Genomic DNA, 7,182 nt, shown 5'->3' with positions numbered 1-7,182 from the left:
TGGACATTATTTTTGTAGAGCCGGAGGAAACAGACCAGACGGTTTAAATGAGCCGGTTACAAACTACCTGTTCTTCGGTTCGGATCATGGAGGAGAGCGGGGAGCGCTGCTGTACAGCCTGATCGGGACGTGCAAACTGAACGGAGTGGAGCCAGAAAGCTACCTCCGCTATGTCCTTGACGTCATAGCCGACTGGCCGATAAACCGGGTCGGCGAACTGCTCCCCTGGCGCGTAGCACTGCCGACTGAATAACACATCCCCGTCAATACGGTTCTTGCTGCACGCTTACGTTTGAAGAGAGCGTAGATGCCATTCGACTGGCAGCGCTTGATTTACATGCGTACTGGATGGCGCATCCGCAGGAAAAAGCTGTTCAGCAGCCAATTAAAGCAGAAGAGAAACCAGGGCGTAACGATCCTTGTCCGTGCGGTAGTGGTAAGAAATTTAAGCAGTGCTGCCTGCATTAAGAGGTCATATTGGGTGCCAGTGTTAATTCTGGCACCCAATAAGGAATTTGAGGCTATCTAATCACCCCACTTCGGGTAACAACCCTGCCGTAATCAAAAATTGCACGCCAATCACAGCAATACCACAGAGAAACACCACTACCAGCGCCGGACGACCACCTTTCACCCGGTAACCCGCTTGAGGATTGTGCTTCCTGCTTTGCCAGGTCAGCAGCGAAGGGATAATCAATGCCAGTACCGCCAGTGCCACACCGGCGTAACCTAGTGCCATCACAAATCCTCGTGGATAAAACAGTGCAAATGCCAATGGCGGCAGAAAGGTAATTGCACCAGTTTGCAATCGTCCAGCAACGGTATTTGAACGCTGAAACAAATCGGCCAGATAATCAAATAAACCTAACGCTACACCGAGGAATGACGTGGCGAGGGCTAAATCAGCAAATAAATGCACCGCCAGCTCGACATGCGGAGAGGCTACCATTTCGCGTAACGCCTGTAACAGCCCGTTTAATCCGGCATGATTAGCCAGCAATCCCATAAAGATTGTTGAATCAATGCTGCCAAGCGTCGCCAGCTGCCAGAAAATATATGCCACCAGGGGGATCGCACTACCGATTATAAACACCCAGCGTAGCTTACGAATATTGCCATCCATATAACTGACAATACTTGGCACGCTACCGTGAAAACCAAACGACGTAAAAATCACCGGGATTGCAGACAGTGCCAGCCCCTGTTGCAGCGGTAGGGTTAAAAGATTCACTTTGTGAATGTGTGGAAGCAGTAGTACCAGCATCACCACCAGAAAAATAATCTTGGCGCTGAACAGAAAACGGTTAAATAAATCGACCAGCGAAGTTCCGACACAAACCACGCCACCGGCAACAAAAGTGAACAACAGTACGCCAGCGGTTGCCGACATTGAAATACCTGTCCAGTCGCTGATGCTGGAGGCCAACAATTCACCGGCACCGCTGATGTATGCCGCGGTCAGAGCATACATTAAGAACATCATACTGAAGCCCGTTAGCCACTGACCGTAACGTCCCAGATAGCGTTTGGCCAGCGAGCCCAGACCGGTATCTGCCGGGACATGCTGGTACACCTCCAGTAGTAATAGCGCCGTGTAGCACATCAACGCCCAAAGCCCAATTAACAGGATTAACGTGACGCTAAAACCAACACCTGCCGCAGCCAGCGGCATTGCCAGCATACCTGCGCCAATTGTGGTTCCCGCCACGATAAAAACACTTCCCAGAGTTCTGTTTTTCACGCTTTCTTCTGTCCTGACGATCTTTATGAGTGATATCTTCGGCGCAGGTTAAGGCATTACGTCTGATTCGTCAAATCGACGTTACATATGTTGTAAATATAAGTGTACAATAAAGCATTCGGTCCTGTGCTGGCGCAAAGTCTTTATAAGCGGCAATCGCTACGCCAGGTTTTTTTGAGGAGGAACGATGGACTCTATTCACGGTCATGAAGTGTTAAATATGATGATTGAATCAGGCGAGCAATATACGCATGCCAGTCTGGAAGCTGCGATTAAAGCGCGTTTTGGTGAACAAGCACGTTTTCACACCTGTTCGGCAGAAGAGATGACAGCGGGAGAGCTGGTAGCGTTTCTGGCGGCAAAAGGCAAATTTATTCCTTGTGAAGAAGGTTTTTCGACCGATCAGAGTAAGATTTGCCGTCATTGATTTGAAACGGCGGCAGGAAACCTGCCGCCGGAGAGCATTAGTTTTGTGTGTCGAGGGTTGAGAGTTCTTTGTCGATAAAATACAGACCTTCGCCGCTTTTGCCTGCCAGGCTTAGTTTATCAATAATTGATTTAAACAGCTTCTCTTCTTCATGCTGCTCAGAAACGTACCATTGCAGGAAATTAAATGTTGGGTAGTCCTGATTGGTCATTGCTGCATGAGCCAGTTCGTTAATTTTCTGCGTGATTAATTGTTCGTGTTTATAGGTTTCCTGGAATAATTCATCAAGTGAGGAATATTCAGCAAACGGAGATTCAACGGTATTAATACGCGGTAAATTGCCGGTATCAGTCAGATAATCAAACAGACGCTGCATATGCGTCATCTCTTCCTGGGCGTGGCGGCGCAGAAACGCGGCAGCACCTTCGAAGGTATGGTAGCTGCACCATGCGCTCATTTGCTGATAAAGCAGTGAAGAGTACAGTTCCAGGTTCATCTGCTCATTAAGTTTTTCAATCATTTCTGGTTTCAGCATGATAGTGCTCCACAAAGGTTATATTTGTTGCTGTGGCGTCACTATAATTTGTTATTTTATTATTTGCAAAAGGTAAAATATAAACTTCATTTATTAAAAATGAGAATGGGAATAAAACGCATTACCGCTATTTATTTAATCAGCGAAGATCTCCCACAAAAAAACTGTTCCGGCTGGTTTTTTGTAGCCTGATGACGGTGGATGTGGCTATCGCTGAAGATGTGAAGTCGCTACTATAACGGCTTTTAAAATGCTATCAGGAGTTTACGATGTCACAGCCGCTGAATGCCGATCAGGAACTGGTTTCTGATGTGGTTGCTTGCCAGTTGGTTATCAAACAAATTCTCGACGTTCTCGATGTGATCGCGCCCGTTGAAGTTCGCGAAAAAATGTCCAGCCAGCTGAAGAATATCGACTTTACTCACCATCCTGCCGCCGCAGACCCGGTTACCATGCGGGCAATTCAAAAAGCTATCGCGCTGATTGAACTCAAGTTTACCCCACAGGGCGAATCCCATTAAAAAACCGCTGCTTCAACAAGATGAGGCAGCGGTTCTCAAAAAATTCACCGGCGCAATGTATTAGCGCCGGTGATGATCAATGCAGCTGATGCGACACGACATTCAGAACATGCTGATCGGTCTGCACAGGGCACATACCAGCAAGTTTCGCACTGCGCACTTCATCAAGAATAGTTTGCAGCAACAGGCCATCAAGCTGTTGTTCTTTTTCCAGATCGCGCAGGAAATTGACGGTTGAATCATCATTCAGTTCTTTCGCTTCATCGGCTAACTGTGCCAGAGTGCTTGAACGTTGCTCGTATTCTTCCATCGTTTTTTGGAACAGTTCTTCCAGAGAATTCAGTTTTTCACCGGGAACATCAATGGCTTTAACGATAGGAGTAGCGCCGACGCTCTTCATAAAGTTAAACATGCGCATCATTTGGGTCACGTTACTTTGTGCCTGGGCGCGAAGGAAAGTGGCGGTGCCGTTTAGACTCTGTTCAGAACACCAGTTACTCAGGTGAAGGTAGAGATTGGATGCGTAAAACTCGCGGTTCATTTGAGAGTTGAGTTTGAGAAGCATTCCAGCGGTTGCCATACCTAATATCCTTATATCCAGAAGTGGAGTGGTGCAAGATAAATCAAAACACCATAATTACTGTTTGCAGAATAATTCCTTTCTGCCGGTCCGAAATGTGATCGTGGAGTCAATTCTGACGATGATCTGAAATAAGCATAACGTCTGAATGGGTATAAGAAAATCCTTAACTCATCAAGTTTATATTTTTTTACATTTCATTGATAAAATCAATGTCATTACAATGGGTTTTAATGAGGGTGTCTTTGTATCTTGTTGATATTAATCAGTATATTTAAACTTGTGATGAAATGATGATTTTGTTTAAAACATTTTTTATTTTTGCGATATAGCTCTCATTATTCGTGTGCTGTTAATTAATGAGTGCAGTGATAATTAACGGTGAAATGAATTATGCGTATTTTCCACACTTTTCATTTGCTGTTATTACACCATTTCAAAAGTTCAACGCCAGGCAATGCAGCCTATTGACTGGTTAAAAAGAAGACATCCAGCATGGGGCCAAAGACAACAAGGACTTCCTGGCTAATCTTATGGATTAATCTGCTGAGCATCTGATTATTTGTATGATAAATAAGTGTTTGCTTATGTCTTTTCCCGCTAAATTTATGCACGTTCTCACTGTAATTCTGCGATGTGATGTTGCTCTCCTATGGAGAATTAATTTCTCGCTAAAACTATGTCAACACAGTTACTTATCTTTTAGTTAAAAGGTAATGCTTTGTTTTCCTATCAAATTAACGAGAGTTATTCGTTTTTGCCCTACACAAAACGACACTAGAGCTGGAGATAACCATGCACAAATTTACTAAAGCCCTGGCAGCCATTGGTCTGGCAGCCGTTATGTCACAATCCGCTATAGCAGAGAATCTGAAGCTCGGTTTCCTGGTGAAGCAACCGGAAGAACCGTGGTTCCAGACCGAATGGAAGTTTGCCGATAAAGCCGGGAAAGATTTAGGGTTTGAGGTTATTAAGATTGCCGTGCCGGATGGCGAAAAAACATTGAACGCTATCGACAGCCTGGCTGCCAGTGGCGCGAAAGGTTTCGTTATTTGTACTCCGGATCCGAAACTCGGCTCTGCCATCGTGGCGAAAGCGCGTGGTTACGATATGAAAGTGATTGCCGTGGATGACCAGTTTGTGAACGCGAAAGGTAAACCGATGGATACTGTTCCGTTGGTGATGATGGCGGCGACCAAAATTGGCGAACGTCAGGGCATGGAACTGTATAAAGAGATGCAGAAACGGGGCTGGGATGTCAAAGAAAGCGCCGTGATGGCAATTACCGCCAACGAACTGGATACCGCCCGCCGGCGTACAACGGGTTCTATGGACGCACTGAAAGCGGCCGGATTCCCGGAAAAACAAATTTATCAGGTTCCCACCAAATCTAACGATATCCCGGGGGCGTTTGACGCTGCCAACTCCATGTTGGTTCAGCATCCTGAAGTTAAGCACTGGTTGATCGTCGGTATGAACGATAACACCGTGCTGGGTGGTGTACGCGCAACGGAAGGCCAGGGCTTTAAAGCGGCAGATATCATTGGTATTGGTATTAACGGTGTGGATGCAGTAAGCGAACTGTCTAAAGCACAGGCGACCGGCTTCTACGGTTCCCTGCTGCCAAGTCCGGACATACATGGCTATAAATCCAGCGAAATGCTTTACAACTGGGTAGCAAAAGATGTTGAACCGCCAAAATTCACCGAAGTTACCGACGTGGTACTGATCACGCGTGACAACTTTAAAGAAGAACTGGAGAAAAAAGGTTTAGGCGGTAAGTAATCTGCCGGAAAAATTCCCCTCTGCATTATGCAGAGGGGGTGTGAACGACCAGTGATTCTCGGAGACGTTATGCAACAGTCTACCCCGTATCTCTCATTTCGCGGCATCGGTAAAATGTTTCCCGGCGTTAAAGCGCTGACGGATATTAGTTTTGACTGCTATGCCGGTCAGGTTCATGCGTTGATGGGTGAAAATGGCGCAGGAAAATCAACTCTCTTAAAAATCCTCAGCGGCAACTATGCGCCAACCACGGGTTCGGTAGTGATTAATGGCCAAGAAATGTCCTTTTCCGACACGACAGCGGCACTTAACGCGGGGGTGGCGATTATTTACCAGGAACTGCATCTCGTGCCGGAAATGACCGTCGCAGAAAACATCTATCTCGGCCAGCTTCCTCATAAAAGCGGCATTGTGAATCGCTCATTGCTGAATTATGAGGCGGGTTTACAACTGAAACATCTTGGTATGGATATTGACCCGGACACGCCGCTGAAATATCTCTCTATTGGTCAGTGGCAGATGGTTGAGATTGCCAAAGCCCTGGCGCGTAATGCCAAAATCATCGCCTTTGATGAGCCAACCAGTTCCCTCTCTGCCCGTGAAATTGACAATCTTTTCCGCGTTATTCGTGAACTGCGAAAAGAGGGGCGAGTGATCTTATACGTTTCTCACCGTATGGAAGAAATATTTGCCCTCAGCGATGCCATCACCGTCTTTAAGGATGGGCGTTATGTCAAAACCTTTACCGATATGCAGCAGGTTGATCACGACGCGCTGGTGCAGGCGATGGTCGGGCGCGACATCGGTGATATCTACGGCTGGCAACCGCGTAGTTATGGCAAGGAGCGGCTGCGTCTTGATGCTGTGAAAGCACCAGGCGTGCGTACGCCAATAAGTCTGGCGGTTCGTAGTGGTGAAATTGTCGGTCTGTTTGGTCTGGTAGGGGCGGGGCGTAGCGAATTAATGAAAGGCATGTTTGGCGGGACGCAAATCACCGCCGGTCAGGTTTATATCGACCAGCAGCCGATCGATATCCGTAAACCGGGCCACGCCATTGCCGCTGGCATGATGCTCTGCCCGGAAGATCGCAAAGCGGAAGGCATCATTCCTGTGCACTCCGTTCGCGACAATATCAACATCAGTGCCAGACGTAAACATGTGCTCGGCGGTTGTGTAATCAACAACGGTTGGGAAGAAAACAATGCCGATCACCACATCCGTTCACTCAACATAAAAACGCCGGGCGCTGAGCAATTGATTATGAATCTCTCAGGTGGAAATCAGCAAAAAGCCATTCTGGGCCGCTGGTTATCGGAGGAGATGAAGGTCATTTTGCTGGATGAGCCTACGCGCGGCATTGATGTTGGCGCTAAGCATGAAATATATAACGTGATTTATGCGCTGGCGGCGCAGGGTGTGGCGGTGCTGTTTGCTTCCAGCGATTTACCTGAAGTTCTCGGCGTTGCCGACCGGATTGTGGTGATGCGGGAAGGCGAAATCGCCGGTGAATTGTTACACGATCAGGCAGATGAACGTCAGGCACTGAGCCTTGCGATGCCTAAAGTCAGCCAGGCAGTTGCCTGAGTAAGGAGA

Annotated in this window: 8 protein-coding genes and 1 pseudogene; 6 read left to right on the top strand and 3 right to left on the bottom strand. The window is 47.3% G+C overall.

Features of this window, described 5'->3' with window-relative positions; translation table 11 throughout:
• Positions 1 to 253 (top strand): transposase domain-containing protein (locus A7090_RS07640; protein ID WP_241957265.1); only part of this gene is annotated, 253 nt, incomplete at its 5' end.
• 38 nt (positions 254 to 291) lie between these two features.
• Positions 292 to 468 (top strand): annotated as a pseudogene (yecA, locus tag A7090_RS07635) (UPF0149 family protein YecA); the annotation flags it as partial.
• A 61-nt stretch (positions 469 to 529) separates the two neighbouring features.
• Here yecA and tyrP read toward each other — a convergent pair.
• Positions 530 to 1,741, bottom strand: coding sequence for a tyrosine transporter TyrP (gene tyrP / locus A7090_RS07630; RefSeq protein WP_105273558.1), 1,212 nt, complete (start codon positions 1,739 to 1,741; stop codon positions 530 to 532).
• A gap of 187 nt (positions 1,742 to 1,928) precedes the next feature.
• On the opposite strand from tyrP, the gene A7090_RS07625 reads away from it, so the two are divergent.
• Positions 1,929 to 2,168, top strand: coding sequence for a YecH family metal-binding protein (locus tag A7090_RS07625; RefSeq protein ID WP_105273557.1), 240 nt, complete (start codon positions 1,929 to 1,931; stop codon positions 2,166 to 2,168).
• 37 nt (positions 2,169 to 2,205) lie between these two features.
• Here A7090_RS07625 and ftnA read toward each other — a convergent pair whose 3' ends face one another.
• Positions 2,206 to 2,703, bottom strand: coding sequence for a non-heme ferritin (ftnA, locus tag A7090_RS07620; RefSeq protein WP_000917208.1), 498 nt, complete (start codon positions 2,701 to 2,703; stop codon positions 2,206 to 2,208).
• A gap of 269 nt (positions 2,704 to 2,972) precedes the next feature.
• Between ftnA and yecJ the strand changes: the two genes are divergently transcribed.
• Positions 2,973 to 3,224, top strand: a complete 252-nt coding sequence (gene yecJ, locus A7090_RS07615; RefSeq protein ID WP_000082120.1) for a DUF2766 family protein YecJ — start codon at positions 2,973 to 2,975, stop codon at positions 3,222 to 3,224.
• Positions 3,225 to 3,300: 76 nt separating this feature from the next.
• On the opposite strand, the gene A7090_RS07610 is transcribed toward yecJ, so the two are convergent.
• Positions 3,301 to 3,804, bottom strand: a complete 504-nt coding sequence (locus A7090_RS07610; RefSeq protein WP_105273556.1) for a non-heme ferritin-like protein — start codon at positions 3,802 to 3,804, stop codon at positions 3,301 to 3,303.
• 795 nt (positions 3,805 to 4,599) lie between these two features.
• Here A7090_RS07610 and araF point away from each other — a divergent pair.
• Positions 4,600 to 5,589 carry an arabinose ABC transporter substrate-binding protein AraF gene (araF, locus tag A7090_RS07600; RefSeq protein WP_105273555.1) on the top strand — a complete coding sequence of 330 codons (990 nt, stop codon included), beginning with the start codon at positions 4,600 to 4,602 and terminating at the stop codon, positions 5,587 to 5,589.
• 69 nt (positions 5,590 to 5,658) lie between these two features.
• Positions 5,659 to 7,173, top strand: a complete 1,515-nt coding sequence (araG, locus tag A7090_RS07595; RefSeq protein WP_105273554.1) for an arabinose ABC transporter ATP-binding protein AraG — start codon at positions 5,659 to 5,661, stop codon at positions 7,171 to 7,173.
• The last annotated feature ends 9 nt before the right edge of the window (positions 7,174 to 7,182 follow it).

Source organism: Escherichia sp. MOD1-EC7003, from assembly GCF_002965065.1.
In the GTDB taxonomy this organism is placed as follows: Bacteria; Pseudomonadota; Gammaproteobacteria; order Enterobacterales; family Enterobacteriaceae; genus Escherichia.
The sequence above is the reverse complement of the archived record's forward strand: the minus strand, read 5'-3'. Positions and strand labels throughout refer to the sequence as shown.

Excerpts from the sequence above, each read along its gene's own strand:
- A7090_RS07625 (WP_105273557.1), top strand. The coding sequence starts at position 1,929 with ATGGACTCTATTCACGGTCATGAAGTGTTAAATATGATGATTGAATCA.
- ftnA (WP_000917208.1), bottom strand. The coding sequence starts at position 2,703 with ATGCTGAAACCAGAAATGATTGAAAAACTTAATGAGCAGATGAACCTG.
- yecJ (WP_000082120.1), top strand. The coding sequence starts at position 2,973 with ATGTCACAGCCGCTGAATGCCGATCAGGAACTGGTTTCTGATGTGGTT.
- A7090_RS07610 (WP_105273556.1), bottom strand. The coding sequence starts at position 3,804 with ATGGCAACCGCTGGAATGCTTCTCAAACTCAACTCTCAAATGAACCGC.
- araF (WP_105273555.1), top strand. The coding sequence starts at position 4,600 with ATGCACAAATTTACTAAAGCCCTGGCAGCCATTGGTCTGGCAGCCGTT.
- araG (WP_105273554.1), top strand. The coding sequence starts at position 5,659 with ATGCAACAGTCTACCCCGTATCTCTCATTTCGCGGCATCGGTAAAATG.